Below are 13,378 nucleotides of genomic sequence, written 5' to 3' on the forward strand. Positions count from 1 at the left end.
GTCCGCGACACCGACAGGTGTCGCGGACCCTCTCGCCGCACTGCGCCCGTGGCGCCGGGGTGGGTGCGGCTCAGGCGGCGGCCGACTCCAGCGCGGCCTCGGCGTCCAGCGTGACGGCGACGGCCTGCACGACCGCGGCGATCTTGAACGCCTCCTGGACCGTCTCGCGGTCCACGCCCGCCTTGCGGAGCACCTGCTCGTGCGAGTCGAGGCACTGGCCGCAGCCGTTGACGGCGGAGACCGCGAGCGACCACAGCTCGAAGTCCACCTTCTCGACTCCCGGGTTGCCGATGACGTTCATCCGCAGGCCCGCGCGGAGCGTGCCGTACTCGGGGTCGGAGAGCAGGTGGCGGGTGCGGTAGAAGACGTTGTTCATCGCCATGACCGCGGCGGCGGCCTTGGCGGCGGTGTACGCCTCCTGGGACAGCTTCTCCCGTGCCTCCGGCTCCAGCTCCCGCAGCACGATCGGCGAGCGGGAGGCGATGGCGCAGGCCAGCACCGTGCCCCACAGCTGCTGGGCGGGCAGCTCGGAGTTGCCGATCACCGAGCTGAGGTTGAGCTTGAGGTCCTTGGCGTAGGCCGGTACGGCCGCCTTCAGGTCGTCCAGGGCCATGGTGGTTCTCCCGTCTCCGTGTCCTCGAGGGGTGCGCGCGGCGCCCGCCCCGCCGGCCGTGCCGGCCGGCGGGGGGACCGCCCGTTGCGTGGGGTCAGCTCACTCGCCGGAGAGCAGCTTGACCGGGTCGAGGGTCTCGTCGCCCTTGCTCCAGTTGCAGGGGCACAGCTCGTCGGTCTGCAGCGCGTCGAGGACCCGCAGGACCTCCTTGGGGTTCCGGCCGACGGAGCCGGCGGTCACCATGGAGAACTGGATCTCGTTGTTCGGGTCCACGATGAAGACGGCGCGCATCGGCAGGCCGTCCGCGCCGAGGATGCCGAGGTCGGAGCAGAGCTCGCGCTGCACGTCGGACATCATCGGGAACGGCAGGTCGCGGAGGTCCTCGTGGTCCCGGCGCCAGGCGTGGTGCACGAACTGGGTGTCGAGGGAGAAGCCGAGGATCTGCGCGTCACGGTCGGCGAACTCGTCCTGGAGCTTGCCGAAGGCGGCGATCTCGGTGGGGCAGACGAAGGTGAAGTCCATCGGCCACGCGAAGTAGACCTTCCACGAGCCCTCGTAGGACTTGTGGGTGATGGTGTCGAACTCCTTGCCCTGCTCGAGGGAGACGCAGGCGGTGAGCTCGAACTCGGGGAACTTGTCACCAACGGTGAGCAACGTGGATCTCCTTGCACGGGGAAAGTACCCTTACGGGGGCTTTCCGAGGGTTGGACGCGACTCACGCTGTCACATCGGCGTTGATCACGGAAATAGCCGGAATCTGTTCAGCTGATCGGGAGTGTTTATCAGTGTCGGTGCGGACCACGGGGCTGCGCCCTCCCACGGTGTCGCAGCTCAGGGCGTTCCTGGCTGTTGCGGAGCACCTGCACTTCCGGGAGGCGGCATCCGCCATCGGGATGAGCCAACCTGCCCTCTCCGGGGCCGTGGCGGCGCTGGAGGAGATCCTCGACATCACCCTTGTGGAACGCACCACACGGCGCGTCCTCCTCACCCCCGCGGGTGAACGCCTCGCCGGTCGCGCCCGGGCGGTGCTCGACGCGGTCGGTGAACTCATGGAGGAGGCGGAGGCCGCCCGCGCCCCGTTCACCGGCGCGCTGCGGCTCGGCGTGATACCGACCTGCGCGCCCTACCTGCTGCCCACCGTCCTCCGGCTCGTCCGCGGCACCTATCCCGCCCTCGACCTCGCCGTCACCGAGGACCAGACCGATCCGCTGCTCGACGGGCTGCTCGCCGGGCGGCTCGACGTGCTGCTGCTGGCCGTGCCCCTCGGGGTCCCGGGACTGGACGAACTCCCGCTGTTCGACGAGGACATCTGCCTGGTCACCCCCGCCGACCACCCCCTCGCCGGCCGCGGCGACATCCCCCGCGACGCGCTGCGCGACCTCGACCTCATCCTGCTCGACCAGGGGCACTGCCTGCGCGACCAGGCGCTGGAGATCTGCCGCGAGGCGGGACGCGACGGCCACTCGGCGGCCACCAGCGCCGCCGGTCTCGCCACCCTCGTCCAGCTCGTCGCCGGCGGCATGGGGGCGACCCTGCTGCCGCGCACCGCCCTCGACGCCGAGACCGCGCGCAGCCACGACCTCGCCACCGGACGGTTCGCCGGCCCCGCCCCCTCGCGGCGCATCGCGCTGGTCACCCGCTGCGTCCTCGACATGCCCTTCGACGTGCCCGGCCGTGCCGGCGCCGCCGCGGAGGGCTGACCGGTGCCCACGCACACCCCGCCCGCCACCGGCCCGCCGCCCGCGCCGGCGTGGCGCGACGCGCAACGCGGCGTCACGGCGGTCGAGTTCGCCGGCTGGCTCCCCGTCCTGCTGATCGTCGCCCTCGCCGGCATCCAACTGGGCCTGGTCGGCTACGCCGTCCAGCAGGCCGGCACGGGCGCGCGCGCGGCGGCCCGCGTCGCCTCGCAGGACGACATCGCCGACCGCTACCAGGGCGCGGGACGAGCCGCCGTCAGCGACTGGCTGACCGTGGGCTACGCGCTGGACGCCGGCTGCGGCGGCTCCGCCGACGTCGCCACCGTGACCGCCAGCGTCCGGATACCGTCCGTCCTGCCGTTCGTCGACGGCTTCGGCTCGGCCTCCCGCTCGGTGACGATGCCGTGCGACTGACAGCCCCACCCGCGCCGGTCCGCGCCCCCGGGTCGACGACCGGCCACCCCCGCCGCACCGCCCCCGCGAGGAGGAACACCCCATGGGCCTGAGGTCCCGGCTCGCCGCCCCCGACGAACCGACCGGCACCGACCAGGGCGACAGCCGACTCGTCGCCGTCTACCGTGCCAAACTGCTCCAGGAGACCGACCTCGCCGAGATGTCGGCGATGGCCATGGCGGACCGCCGCGACCGGCTGGAGCGGGTCCTCGGCCACATCCTCAGCAGGGAAGGCCCGGTCCTCTCCACTCAGCAGCGCGCCGGACTCATCCGCCGCGTCGTCGACGAGGCACTCGGCCTGGGCATCCTCGAACCCCTCCTCGAGGACACCTCCATCACCGAGATCATGGTCAACGGCCCCGACCAGGTCTTCGTGGAACGCGACGGCCGTGTCGAGCAACTGCCGCTGCGGTTCGCCTCGAACGACCAGCTGATGCAGACCATCGAGCGCATCGTCTCCACCGTCAACCGCCGCGTCGACGAGTCCAACCCCATGGTCGACGCCCGCCTCCCCACCGGCGAACGCGTCAACGTCATCATCCCGCCGCTGTCGCTCAGCGGCGCCACCCTCACCATCCGCCGCTTCCCCCGCGCCTTCTCCCTCGGCGAACTCCTCCACACCGGCACCCTCGACCAGCACCTGCTGGTCCTCCTCACCGCCCTCGTGCGCGCCCGGTGCAACATCATCGTCTCCGGCGGCACGGGCTCCGGGAAGACGACGCTGCTCAACGCGCTCTCCGGCCTGATCCCCGAGGGCGAGCGCATCGTCACCGTCGAGGACGCCGCCGAACTCCAGCTGCAGCAACGACACGTCGTCCGCCTGGAGGCGCGCCCGCCCAACGTCGAGGGCCGCGGCGAGGTCACCATCCGCGACCTGGTCCGCAACTCGCTCCGGATGCGCCCCGACCGCATCCTCGTCGGGGAGGTCCGCGGCGGCGAGACCCTCGACATGCTCCAGGCCATGTCCACCGGCCACGACGGCTCGCTGGCCACCGTCCACGCCAACAGCGCCGAGGACGCCCTGCTCCGACTCCAGACCCTGGCCTCGATGTCCGAGCTCCAGGTGCCGTTCGCCGCGCTGCGCGACCAGATCAACAGCGCGGTGGACGTCCTGGTGCAGTTGACGCGCCACTCCGACGGGACTCGCCGCATCTCCGAGGTCGCGGTCCTCGCCAGCCGCGGGCAGGACCCCTTCCACGTGGTGCCGGTCACCCGCTTCCACAGCGCCCCGTTCGCCCAGGGCGGCGCGGCCGAGGGCCGGTTCGTCCACCACCCGGTACCGCGGGCGCTCGCCGAACGGCTGCACCAGGCGGGGGAGTCGGTCCCGCCGGTCTTCGGTGTGCTCCCCGACGGACCGCTGCCGGCCCCGTACCGGACCGGTCCGCCCGACCCGACCGGCGCTCCCGACGCGCCGCCCGGCCGGGCCGCGCTCGGCCCGGCGGTCCCGCCCCCGGGCCGCCCCGACACCGGGGAGGCGTACCGGTGACCGGCGCCCCGGCGGCGCCCGCCGACGCCACCGTGCTCGCCGTCGACCACCTGCCGCAACTCACGCTCGCCGTCGCACTGGTCGCGGCCCTCGTCTTCGTCGTCGGCCTGCACAGCTGGGCCACCGGCCGGGCACGGCACCGGTCCCTGATGAACCGGCTCTCCGGCCCCGACCCCACCCCCGCCGACCCCATCGTGCCCGGCGCCGCAGCCCGCGGCGGCGACCTGCGCTCCGGGCGGTTCGCCGCCGTCGACCAGCGCGTCCGCGGCACCCGCTTCGGCCGCCGCCTCCGCACCAAGCTCGCGGCGACCGGCCTCGACCTCACGGTCGGCGAGTACCTCGTCTACGTCACCGGGGCCGTGCTGATCCTCGGCCTGGTCGGCTCCGTGGTGCTCGCCCCGTTCTTCGGGCCGGTCTTCGCCGCGCTGGCCCTCTGGGGCGGCAACGTCTACCTCACCTGGCAGCGCAACAAGCGGACCGAGCGCTTCATCGCACAACTGCCCGAACTCGCACGTCTCATCGCCAACGGCACCGCCGCAGGACTGGCGCTCCGCACCGCGCTGGCCATGGCGGCGGAGGAGATGGACGACCCCGCACGCACCGAACTCGCCTCCGTCGCCAACCAGCTCGCCGTGGGCCGCTCACTGGAGGAGGCGCTCGACGAGCTCGGCGAGCGGCTTCCCTCCCGCGAACTCAACGTGCTGGTCTCGACGCTGATCCTCGCCAACCGGGCGGGCGGCGCGATCGTCTCCTCGCTCCGCAACCTCACCGACACGCTGGAGCAGCGCAAGGAGACCAGACGGGAGGTCCGCACCCTGCTCGCCGAGGTCAACGCCACCGCCGTCACCGTCCCCGCGCTGGGTCTCGGCGCCCTCCTCATGATCAACAGCATGGCCCCCGGCGCGCTCGGCCGCGTCACCGGCAGCGCGGCGGGCCAGATCGCCATGATCGTCGCGATCTCGCTCTACGTCGTCGGCTTCGTCGTGGTCCGCCGGTTCGGCCGGGTGGACGTGTGACCGGCCCCGCCACCCGTGCGCGCCGACCCGCCCCGGCCACGCGTCGCGCCCCCGCCGAAACCCCTCGCCGACCGGTCAGGAGCCAGCCGTGACCGCCCTGCTGCTCTCCCTCGCGATGCTCCTCGCCGTCCTCGGCCTCATCGCCGGCTGGCGCATGATGCGCGCCGGCACCCCCCTGCCGGACGACCTGGCGCTCGCCCTCGAGGTCGGTTCCACCCGCACCACGGCGACCGGGTCCGCCGTCGACCGCATGGGCATGCGGATGGCCCCGACCGTCCTGCGGCTGATGGGCCCGCAGAACGTCGACCGCAAACGGCTCCGCATCGACCAGGCCGGCAACCCCGAGGGGCTGACGGTGGACCGGTACGCCGCCCGCCGGGCCGTGTACGGGCTCTTCGGAGCCGCGGTGGCGCTGCTGTTCTTCGCCGCCGGCTGGCCGCTCTTCGGACTACTGGGCCTCGCGTTCGGCCTGTTCGCAGCCGACGCCCTCATCTGGCAGGGGGCGCGAGCCCGCAAGGAGGCCATCGAACGCACCCTCCCCGACTTCCTCGACGTGCTCGCCGTCGTGGTCTCCGCGGGACTCGGCTTCCGGCAGGCGCTGGAACGCGTGTCACTGCGGTACGAGGGCCCGTGGGCCGACGAGGTACGCATCACGCTGCGCCAGATGGACATGGGCGTCTCACGGCGACAAGCGTTCGACGAACTCCGGCGCCGCAACGGGTCGGAGGCGGTCAACCAGTTCGTCACGGCGCTCCAGCAGGGGGAGGAACTCGGCGCACCCATCGCCGACACGCTGATCCAGATCGCGGACGACATGCGGCGCACCGACGCACAGAACGCCCGCCGCCGGGCGGCGAAGGCCATCCCCAAGGCGACCATGGCGACCCTGGTCTTCATGGTCCCGGCGACGATGATCATCATCGTGACCGGCATGATCCTCGGATCGGGAACCAACCTGCTGGGAGTCCTCAACCCCTAGTCACGGAACGGGTGTTCGCCCACCGGCCCGCCGCAGCCTCCCGCCCGGCACCCGCGCACTCCCCGGACCGCACCGGCGCCCGCCGGTGCACGGCGGGGCCCGACGGCCGGTATTCGCATTCGTAACGTGCCAACCGGTGACCGGAGGGTGCCGAGTGTGGGACAGTCAGTGGCGAGGGAAGTTTCCGGCGACCGCCGGGGAGGGGGCGAGGACATGGCAGTGACCGACTCCAACTCGTGCCCACCGAAGCCCAATCGCAGCCTCCGTGTGATGCCCGAACCGATCCGTCCGCAGTACCGTGTGGCGGGGCCGGTACTCGCGGGTAGGGAACCGGCAGTACGACCGGGACCGTCCGGAGAGGACAACGACCATGGGCACAAAGCTGCTGCGTTGGGGGCTCACTCTGTCGAGCCGCCTGAAGAACGCCGACCGCGACCGCGGCGCCGGATTCGTCGAGTACGCGGGGCTGCTGCTCCTCATCTCCGCGATCGTCGTCGCCGTGGTGGCGCTGAACCTCCACACCGCGGTGGCCGACGCGATCCGAGGCGCGGTCGGACGAGTTCTCAACCCCTGAGCCGGCGCCGGGGCGATCGGGGCGGCATCTTCCCGCTGTACATCTGGATGGTCAGTGGACTGCTGCTGATCGCCATGATCTTTTTCGTCTTCGCCCAGGCGGCTGTCACGCGCAGCGGCGGCCAGTCGGCGGCGGACGCCGCCGCGCTGGCGGCCGTGCGTGAAGCTCGAGACGGCCTGCACGACAGATTTCGGGACATCCTGGAGGAGGAGGACCCGGATCTCGAGGAACTGCTCGAGGGGGTCGACTTTCAATCCGCTTCGGCATGTGCGGCCGCGGCCGACCTCGCGGCCCGCAACAACGCCACGGTGACCGATTGTGCGCCGGTTGTCGGTCGAGCCGGCTACCGGGTCACGGTGGAGACGCGGAACACCGTGGGCGACTCCGTGATACCGGGTACCTCCGACGCCACGGCGACCGCCAGCGCGGTGGCGGTCATCCTTCCGCTCTGCGAGTCGCTGGCGGGGGTCGAGATCCCCGAACTGGACTGCCAGGAAGGCCGATGGGGCCTGGATCCCGACGATCAGGCTCTACTTCCCGAACCTCGCGACCTGTTTCGCATTCAGTTGGAAGACTGAGAATTCAAGAGCTCATCGACAAGGGAACCTCCGAGATGGAACTGCGTGAGAGCAAGGCCCGAGCAGGGCTCACCGCCCTGGTCCTCGGCGTTGTGTTGACTCTGGTCCTCACCGCTTGCGGCGGCGGAGGCGGCTCCGACGATGACTCCGCCGATGGTGACGGCGGCACGCCATCGGCCGGGGAGGGATCGTCCGAGGAGGACGGGGGCGGGGACGACTCGGAGGGGGAGCCTCGAACGCTTGCCCAGGTGACGGGAGAGTCCAGCATCACGCTCACGGTCACACGGGCGGCCCGGGAGGAAGGCGGCTTCCTGACGGTGGAAGGCACCCTGCACAACGGGGGTGGCAGCGCCTGGGGCGCCGCAGCGTGGGCTGGGCAGGAGCAGGAGCTCGCCAGCAACGACTTCTCCATGGCCGGTGCGTCGCTGACCGCCAAGTCGGAGGGGAAGAAGTACCTCATCCTCCGTGACACCAGCGGCCGGTGCCTGTGCACGCGGTTCGACCTCAACATCGCGGCCGGGGAGACCGTCGACTGGTTCGCGCAGTTCCCGGCCCCGGCGCCGGAGACGTCGGAGGTCGACCTCCAGATCGGCAAGCTGCCCCCCGCCACCTTCGAGATCCGCTGAGGAGACACGAGGCCATGAGCGAGAGACTGCGACCCGCCGCCAGGGCGGCAGTGGGGGTCGGCACCGGGGTCGCCGTGCTGGCGTTCGGTGCTCCCACCGCCTTCGCCCAGGGCGAGGAACCGTACGAGCAGCCGCCCGGCTACCAGCAGCCGGCCATGCCGGACGTCGACACCAACGCGCCCGGGTTGAAGCTCGGGGACGGCGCGACGCTCGCCGAGGCCCGGGTCCTCGACATCAAGTTCGTGGTCGAGGAGATCGGCGGCGGCGCGCCGCCGCAGGGCGACGACCAGGGACCTGACCCGGAGCCGGAGCCCGAGCCCGAGCCCGATCCGGACCCGGAGCCCGACCCGGACCCGGAGCCCGACCCGGGGCGGCCCGAGGAGGACGCCGGCGGCGGGGCGGCGGTCGACGGCGGGGGCGAGACCCGCGAGGAGCGGACCGGCGGGCAGCGAAAGTTCGTGCTGCAGGCCGGGGTGCTCTTCGAGGAGGGCGAGGCCGAACTCGGTGAGGAGTCGCTGGAGTCGCTGGAGGCCGTCGCCGCCGCCATCGAGGAGGAGCAGCCCGAGTGGGTCAACATCTTCGGGTTCACCGACAGTCAGGGCTCCTACGAGTTCGGCGTCCGGCTCTCCAACGAGCGCGCGGAGAACACCCAGCTGGCACTCGTCGAGCTGATGAACGACGCGGGTGACATCACCTTCAACATCAACGGGTACAGCGAGGAGTACTTCCTCTACGACAACAGCACCGCCGAGGGGCGACAGAAGAACCGGCGCGTCGAGATCTCCTGGCCCACGGGCGGGTAGCTGCACCGGCCCTGCGGCCGCGCCGCGGATGCCCCGGCCGACACCGGCCGGGGCATCCGCGTTGTCGCCACCGGCTGTCCGGCTCTCCCCGCGCTCCGTCGCGGAAGTGAAGTGTTCCGCGCTGCACACCGGGCAGTCGTGTACGGCGGGTGACATTCCCGGCAGGGGATGTTACTCTCGGTGTTCGAATGGATGGGGGCTCTCGCGGACCGGTCCGGCCGGAACGCGGGAGAGCTGCGGGGAGAGGTGAGACACGTGCGCTGCTGGAGGTGCCGCGCCAGTGAGGCCGATGCCGCCTCGGGGGTGTGCGCGCGATGTCGACCGCTGCGCCGCTTCAAGTCGGTGCGGTGGCTGTCGACCGTCACCGCGGGCCTCCTGGTGCTCTGCGCGGTCCTCTCCTGGCGGCGGCTGCTCGCGGCACGGGAGAAGCTGGCGTACCTCGCCCAGTCGCACGACATCGACCCCTCCGGCATGACGGTCGAGCAGTGGCGGACCGCGGAACGAGCGCTGCTTCCGGAGGACACCCGGATGGCCGGTCTGATGGAGAACGCCACGGGTCCCTGGGTGGTGGTGGGCACGCTCACGGCCGGCTTCTTCCTGCTGTGGTTCCGACGCGCCCGAAGCAACGCCCGGCTGCTGGCGGGCGCTGACCCGTCCGTGCGACGCGGCTTCGCCTACGCCGGCTGGCTGCTGCCCGTCGCCAACCTCGTCGTCCCGCGCCGGACGCTGGCCGAGCTCCGGCCGCCGGGGACCACCGGCGGCCGGGTGGTCCTCCACGTCTGGTGGCTGCTGTGGATCGCGACGGTCACCGTCAGCGCGTTCGCGTTCTGGCTCTGGTGGGAGGCGGCCCCGGAGGCCGGCGGGCGGTTGGCCCAGGGAAAGGTCCCGGCGGCAGCCCCGCTGGAGAACGCCGTTCGGGTGCTCACGGTGGCCGACGGGCTCCTCATCGCCTGCGCCCTGGCCACCGTTGCCCTGCTGTGGCGCACCACGCAGTTGCAGGAGAAGGCACTGGCCGGCGGGCCGCCGCCCGGGCCGCGGCCGTTGGCCGTCGCCGAACTCGACCACGACCAACTCCTCGGCCGGGTGGTCGCCCGCTGGGGAGCGGAGACGGACGGGGCGCCCCGGCCGCGTGCCTCGGACAGCGCCGAGCCCGACCACGCGCCCGCGGGACGCGATCCCGTCGCCGGGGAGGCGCCGCCGCAGCGGACGGATGTCCCGCAGCCGAGGAAGGGGCCCTCCCGCGGCCACCCCGCCGGGCCGGCCTCCGGCGGCGACCGGTTCCGCAGCGCCGGGGGCGTCGGCCGGGCGGCGCGTCGCGGCCGCCCCCCGCACCGCGGTCACGGCCGCGGCCAGGACGGCTGAGCCGGAGGGCCGAACGGCTCCGCGGATCGCCGCCGCGGCCCCGCAGATCGATACCCTGCCGCCCATGGGCGAGGACCAGGGACACGCGGCCGGGCGGCAGCCGGGCTTCACCTACGCGGAGGTCGGCGCGACACGCGACACCGGAGCGCTGCCGCCGCCGGGCTACCGCCTGATGCGCGTCCGCACCCACGTGGGCTCGGGGGAGGTCGCCTTCAGGTGCGCCTCCCGCGCGCTCATGGAGTGGCGGATGCACCGTGCGGTCGGCGTGGAGGTCGAGGCCGGTGGAGGGCGCGCGGCCCCCGGGGTGCCGGTGGCCGTGGTGGTACGCCTCGGCGGGCTCCGGCTGCTCCGCGCCCCGTGTCGGATCGTCTGGGTGGTGGAGGAGTCCGCGCGCGTGGGCTGGGGGTACGGCACGCTGCCCGGCCACCCCGTCCGGGGCGAGGAGGCCTTCCTCGTGGAGCGGGACCGGGAGGGAGAGGTGTACCTGACCGTGCTCGCGTTCAGCCGTCCCGCGGTCTGGTACACCCGTGCTGCCGGGTCACTGGGACGTGCAGCGCAGCACTACTACGCGCGACGGTGCGGTCGCGCCATGCGACGGGTGGTCGCGGCGCGCTGACCAGCCGGGCACCCTCCATGACGAGCCCATCACGCACCATCACCGCTGCTCGGGAGGGGTGTCGTCCCCCACATCTGTACGGGTCCGAGGCGCCCTTTCGCCATTCCTGACCGCGAAGCCTTGGGGTATTGTTTAACGGTCACCAACTGCCAGCGTCGTCACACCCACCCCGGCGACGGCTGGCCGGGCCGGACGTGAGCAACCCCCCCCCCCCCCCCCCACGCACGTGTTCGTCCGCCACGGACCCGTCCCGCAGTCCCCGCGCGACCGCTGCGAGCGGCCCTCCGGGGAGGGCTGCCGGCTCGGGGCGCTGCGGCGGGCCGCCGCAGCGCCGGTCACGGGTGAGGGTCTCCACCGGTCCGTCCTCGTCCGGTGCGGGCTCCGGCGAGCGGGCCGCGCGCTCCCCGGCCGCCGGGGTGACCCCGGCAGTGCTCCGGCAGTCCACCGGTGTCCGGGCCGCTCGAGTGGGGGAGCCCGTACGCTCTGCCTCGTGTCTGTGCCGCTGATCGTCGCCGCCGCCGCGTACGGAGCCGCCGTCGGCTCACTCGTCCCCCGAGGGGTCCACCGGTTGTCGGTGGAGCCGGATCAGCCCTGGCGGCCCCGCTGCCCGCAGGGGCACCCCTGGCCCCGTGGTGTGCGGGGGTGGCTCGGGGCGGCGCGGTGCTGTCCCGCCTGCCGCGGCAGCTCCGCCCGCCGGTCGTCCGCCCCGATGCCGCCCGCCGCGGCGGCCACGGAGGAGCAGGGACCGGTCGACACGGCCTCCGTCTCCCCCGACAGCGGTCCGCTCCGCGATGCCGATTCCCGGGGTTCCCACGGCGTCGCAGCCGATGCGCACCGAGGCGGCGACCCCGGCGACCATCGTTCCGCCGACGGCGACGGCCCCGCGAGTGACCACCGTGCGGCCGTCAGCGGCGACGGTGAGGCACCGGCCGGCGATCCTCCCCACCGCGGCGCCGCCCCGGCCCTCCCCGGCACCGCTGCCGTCGAGCCTCCGCGACGGGTCCTGCCGGCCGTGGTCACCGCGGCGGTCTGCGGCGTGCTGGCGTCCGCCGTCGGCGCGGATCCGGTCCTGGCGGTCTGGCTGCTCCTGGTACCGGGGATGGTGGCGATCACCGCCGTCGACCTTGCCGTGCTGCGCCTCCCGGACGTGCTGACCTACCCGATGGCCTGCCTGGCAGCAGGGGGGCTGGGCCTCTGCGCGCTGCTCGTGGCGGACGCCGGCGGCAGCTGGCTGCGGGCGCTCCTCGGTGGAATCACGCTCAGCGGTTCGCTGCTGGTGCTGGCCCTGATCAACCCGCGGGGCATGGGCCTGGGCGACGTGAAGCTCTCCCTCGCGCTCGGCACGGTCCTGGGGTGGTACGGCTGGGGGGTGCTGGTCCTCGGCGTCTTCGCCGGGTTCCTGCTGGCCTCGGTGTACGCGTTCCACCTGGTGGCGCTGCGGGGCGCCGGGCGGGGCACCGCCTTCTCCATGGGGCCGTTCCTGGCGGCCGGCACGCTGGTCGGTGTGGTCCTCGGGGGACTCGCCGGGTGATTCCTCGCGATGATGCGGGCCTGCCGCACGGCGATGGGTTACGGTGGAAACCCCCCCTCGGGCCGGTCCGTATCCCCCCCCCACGGACCGGCCCGCTTTCTGTTCGGGGCGTCCTCCGGGCCCGTGTACGCTGACGCGGTGCGGCAAGAGGGGCGAATGAACGCTATGAAGAACAAGCTGCGCCAGCTGGCGGTCAAGCTGTACGCGCGGCGCGTGGAGGGACACCTCGATCCCGAGCAGGTTCCCAAGCACATCGGCGTCATCCTCGACGGGAACCGGCGCTGGGCCAAGGCGGCCGGCAACACCACTCGCGAAGGCCACCAGGCGGGCGCCGCGAAGATCCGGGAACTGCTGTCCTGGTGCGAGGAGACCGAGGTCGAGGTCGTCACCCTCTGGCTGCTGTCCACGGACAACCTGGACCGGCCCGATGACGAACTCGGACCGCTGCTGACCATCGTCGAGGGCGCCGTACGCGATCTCGCCGAGGACGGCCGGTGGCGCGTGCACCACGTCGGTGCGATCGAAGCCCTCCCCGAGCGGACGCAGGAGGTGCTGCGCGACGCGGAGCGCGTCGCGGGGGACCGGGACGGCATACTCGTCAACGTCGCCGTCGGCTACGGCGGCCGCCAGGAGATCACCGACGCCGTCCGCTCGCTGCTCGCCAAGCGGGCCGCGGACGGCGACACCCTGGAGCGCGTGGCCGGCACCCTCCGCCTGGAGGACATCGCGGAGCACCTCTACACCCGTGGTCAGCCCGACCCCGACCTCGTGATCCGCACCAGCGGTGAGCAGCGACTCTCCGGATTCATGCTGTGGCAGAGCGCCCACTCGGAGTACCACTTCTGCGACGTCTACTGGCCCGCGTTCCGTCGGGTCGACTTCCTCCGGGCGATGCGTGACTTCGCCGCCCGGCACCGCCGCTTCGGCCACTGAGCCCGCCGGGCCCGCATCGCCGGCGCCGCGGGGATCGTCGCCGCCGACCCGCGGCGACGTCCCGCGAGCTTCCGCGACACCCCGGTGAGCCCGCCCGCCGCCCCGGGGCGG

The 13,378-nt window shown here is 73.1% G+C and carries 15 protein-coding genes; 13 read left to right on the forward strand and 2 right to left on the reverse strand.

All coding sequences use genetic code 11. The annotated features are described in order from the left end of the window. Positions 1–70: 70 nt before the first annotated feature. Entirely contained in the window at positions 71–613 is a 543-nt protein-coding gene (locus tag HCN52_RS11915) for an alkyl hydroperoxide reductase (protein ID WP_168088397.1), read from the reverse strand. A gap of 99 nt (positions 614–712) precedes the next feature. Beyond that, the gene (locus HCN52_RS11920; RefSeq protein ID WP_168088398.1) at positions 713–1,267 is read right to left on the reverse strand and encodes a peroxiredoxin; all 555 of its coding nucleotides are present in this window, start codon (positions 1,265–1,267) and stop codon (positions 713–715) included. 167 nt (positions 1,268–1,434) lie between these two features. On the opposite strand from HCN52_RS11920, the gene HCN52_RS11925 reads away from it, so the two are divergent. The 13 genes from HCN52_RS11925 (at position 1,435) to HCN52_RS11985 (ending at position 13,267) form a co-directional block, all read left to right on the forward strand. Then, positions 1,435–2,313, forward strand: coding sequence for a hydrogen peroxide-inducible genes activator (locus HCN52_RS11925; RefSeq protein ID WP_312876654.1), 879 nt, complete (start codon positions 1,435–1,437; stop codon positions 2,311–2,313). 3 nt (positions 2,314–2,316) lie between these two features. Beyond that, on the forward strand, positions 2,317–2,724 hold the full coding sequence (locus HCN52_RS11930; RefSeq protein WP_168088399.1) for a TadE/TadG family type IV pilus assembly protein: 408 nt from the start codon (positions 2,317–2,319) through the stop codon (positions 2,722–2,724). A gap of 82 nt (positions 2,725–2,806) precedes the next feature. Then, complete coding sequence (locus tag HCN52_RS11935) at positions 2,807–4,249, forward strand: ATPase, T2SS/T4P/T4SS family (RefSeq protein WP_168088400.1); 1,443 nt, start codon at positions 2,807–2,809, stop codon at positions 4,247–4,249. Beyond that, complete coding sequence (locus HCN52_RS11940) at positions 4,246–5,265, forward strand: type II secretion system F family protein (RefSeq protein ID WP_312876655.1); 1,020 nt, start codon at positions 4,246–4,248, stop codon at positions 5,263–5,265. Before HCN52_RS11935 ends, HCN52_RS11940 begins: the two co-directional genes overlap by 4 nt. Positions 5,266–5,353: 88 nt before the next feature. Then, entirely contained in the window at positions 5,354–6,244 is an 891-nt protein-coding gene (locus HCN52_RS11945) for a DUF5936 domain-containing protein (RefSeq protein ID WP_312876656.1), read from the forward strand. A 370-nt stretch (positions 6,245–6,614) separates the two neighbouring features. Further along, positions 6,615–6,818 carry a hypothetical protein gene (locus HCN52_RS11950; RefSeq protein WP_168088401.1) on the forward strand — a complete coding sequence of 68 codons (204 nt, stop codon included), beginning with the start codon at positions 6,615–6,617 and terminating at the stop codon, positions 6,816–6,818. 47 nt (positions 6,819–6,865) lie between these two features. Then, the gene (locus HCN52_RS11955) at positions 6,866–7,396 is read left to right on the forward strand and encodes a hypothetical protein (RefSeq protein WP_168088402.1); all 531 of its coding nucleotides are present in this window, start codon (positions 6,866–6,868) and stop codon (positions 7,394–7,396) included. A 35-nt stretch (positions 7,397–7,431) separates the two neighbouring features. Next, positions 7,432–8,022: a hypothetical protein gene (locus HCN52_RS11960; protein ID WP_168088403.1), complete on the forward strand. Its 591-nt coding sequence runs from the start codon at positions 7,432–7,434 to the stop codon at positions 8,020–8,022. Positions 8,023–8,036: 14 nt separating this feature from the next. Next, positions 8,037–8,825, forward strand: coding sequence for an OmpA family protein (locus HCN52_RS11965; protein ID WP_168088404.1), 789 nt, complete (start codon positions 8,037–8,039; stop codon positions 8,823–8,825). A gap of 255 nt (positions 8,826–9,080) precedes the next feature. Then, positions 9,081–10,187 carry a DUF4328 domain-containing protein gene (locus tag HCN52_RS11970; RefSeq protein ID WP_168088405.1) on the forward strand — a complete coding sequence of 369 codons (1,107 nt, stop codon included), beginning with the start codon at positions 9,081–9,083 and terminating at the stop codon, positions 10,185–10,187. Between the two features lie 64 nt (positions 10,188–10,251). Next, positions 10,252–10,803 carry a DUF1990 domain-containing protein gene (locus HCN52_RS11975; protein ID WP_168088406.1) on the forward strand — a complete coding sequence of 184 codons (552 nt, stop codon included), beginning with the start codon at positions 10,252–10,254 and terminating at the stop codon, positions 10,801–10,803. Between the two features lie 490 nt (positions 10,804–11,293). Further along, positions 11,294–12,334, forward strand: coding sequence for a prepilin peptidase (locus tag HCN52_RS11980; protein WP_312876657.1), 1,041 nt, complete (start codon positions 11,294–11,296; stop codon positions 12,332–12,334). A 156-nt stretch (positions 12,335–12,490) separates the two neighbouring features. Continuing rightward, positions 12,491–13,267 (forward strand): isoprenyl transferase, encoded by a 777-nt coding sequence (locus HCN52_RS11985; protein WP_168088407.1) that lies wholly within the window; start codon positions 12,491–12,493, stop codon positions 13,265–13,267. The last annotated feature ends 111 nt before the right edge of the window (positions 13,268–13,378 follow it).

Origin of the sequence: Streptomyces bohaiensis, assembly GCF_012033785.1 — a bacterium.
GTDB classification, from domain to species: domain Bacteria; phylum Actinomycetota; class Actinomycetes; order Streptomycetales; family Streptomycetaceae; genus Streptomyces; species Streptomyces bohaiensis.